This window comes from Zooshikella ganghwensis DSM 15267, from assembly GCF_000428585.1.
Lineage (GTDB): Bacteria > Pseudomonadota > Gammaproteobacteria > Pseudomonadales > Zooshikellaceae > Zooshikella > Zooshikella ganghwensis.
In genome coordinates this window covers 1-1,755 of the sequence record NZ_AUAF01000340.1, presented here as the reverse complement: position 1 = coordinate 1,755, position 1,755 = coordinate 1, and the positions used below count along the sequence as shown (strand labels likewise).

The following is a 1,755-nucleotide window of genomic DNA, read 5'->3' as shown; positions in this document are numbered from 1 at the left end:
AATTGAAAGGGTTTGGCTTAACCCTGATAACAATCAAATGCTAAATCATTAGTGTAGGTTAGTTGATGCGACAACTATCTTGACAAACAGCGGTATTGTCTGCAGTTTTATCGGGTCCTAAAGCTGAGAAATTTAACCTTTCATAAAGATCAGATCTAAGAAACACCTTGAATCCGATTTGATATACTCCATATAGGTCATCTTCGAGTTTAAGAAGTGACTCTATATAATTTTTCTGTGTTTTATAGTCTTCTCCATAAACAAATTTGTCGAGCTTATCAATTATAACAGTACATCTTCTTATACCTCTATCTTTAATAATTTTCGCTACGTTTGCCACAACCTCATCTAAATTTAAGTTGACTCTATTCGTCGCTTTTTCTGTCTCTTTCGAAAGCTCTACATCGACTGGCACATCAGAAAGCTTGGCTTTGATCTTTAGAGAAACCTTTTCAAAAAGGTACTTAATCCTTGCTGTTATCGATAAATACCCTCCTATACCACCTGTTCGTGCGATAAACTCGCTGATATAGTTCTCTTCTTCATTGGAGGGAAATTTATCTAGCTTGCCAAGCTCCTCAGATATTCTTCTACATACCTGAAACTTCCACAAAAGCTGCAACGATATACTCTCGGAAAGCTTCGGAAAATATATCTTTGATGCTTCTCTTAACTCTTCGAACTGAATCTGCTCGTCAATTGTCACGATGAGATCTTTTTGGTATTGCTTCAGAGTATCACTTTTATTTCTCAATAAATTAAAAAGAGCACTTTTCCCTACCCCAAAGGGGCCAATAATGATAGCGTGCTTATCTTGTAGAAATATGTTGATCGACTTTGTCAGGATAAAACCCTTCTCAACCATTAGGTCTCGATGTCCATCCACACTTCCCAAGTCTACAGATGCGAGACATTCAACCGGAAAAGGATCTTGCAAATTACACTTAACCCTGCCCAAAACTTTTCTCCATTATTTAGATAAGGTCTCAACACCTGGATAACCTGCTACTTCAAACGTCAAGTTGATTGATTAGTTATACAAAGTTTCCTTTATCATCCATTTTTAAGGCACTTCCGACAACCATTCTTATCTTTACCACATTCTCATAGAGTCTGTTGGAGTTTGGCAAAACAACTGCTGTATTGTTTTTTGAATATCTAAATAAAAATGGTGCAGAGTAAGCGGAATCCAACACCTTGACCCACTCTGGGCATTTATCAATCTCTAAGCCCTCTTCTCTTGCTTTCACCCATGCTTTTTCAAGGTCATGCCCAATCTTCTTTAATTTACTTTCATCATAGCCATTAGATAGCAAATACGATTTTAATAAAAGCTCAACCGCATGAGATATTGTATTCCCAAATGGAGCTACCGGTAGTTTATTTCCAGAACTTGACAACAATATCTCTGCAGCTTTGAGATAGTCCAATCCATACCTATAAAGTGATACATCTGTTGGTTCGTGCACGAGCATATCCTTACTGTATAACTATTAACGAACGTAACTCTAATTTAATATATTTCGCCACACTTATACAAATTCAGTAATACTATATTTTAATCAAACAAATTGCTTACTTAAATCCCTTCAAAATATCATCTACCTTAAGTACAGAATAAATCAATTACACGACTATTGAACTCTTCTGAATTACACTACTATGTACAGGACAAAAAGCTGAATAAATGAGAAAAATCAACTAGTTAGAAGTGAATTAATCCCTCATTGGTATTACAATTCAGGCTGCGAAACC

Annotated in this window: 2 protein-coding genes; both read right to left on the bottom strand. The window is 36.0% G+C overall.

What is annotated here, in order from left to right; all coding sequences use genetic code 11:
- Nucleotides 1-58: 58 nt before the first annotated feature.
- The gene (locus tag F607_RS0126735; RefSeq protein ID WP_027710431.1) at nt 59-937 is read right to left on the bottom strand and encodes a P-loop ATPase, Sll1717 family; all 879 of its coding nucleotides are present in this window, start codon (nt 935-937) and stop codon (nt 59-61) included.
- Nucleotides 938-1,034: 97 nt separating this feature from the next.
- Nucleotides 1,035-1,469 (bottom strand): HEPN domain-containing protein, encoded by a 435-nt coding sequence (locus F607_RS0126730; RefSeq protein WP_027710430.1) that lies wholly within the window; start codon nt 1,467-1,469, stop codon nt 1,035-1,037.
- Between the last annotated feature and the right edge of the window lie 286 nt (nt 1,470-1,755).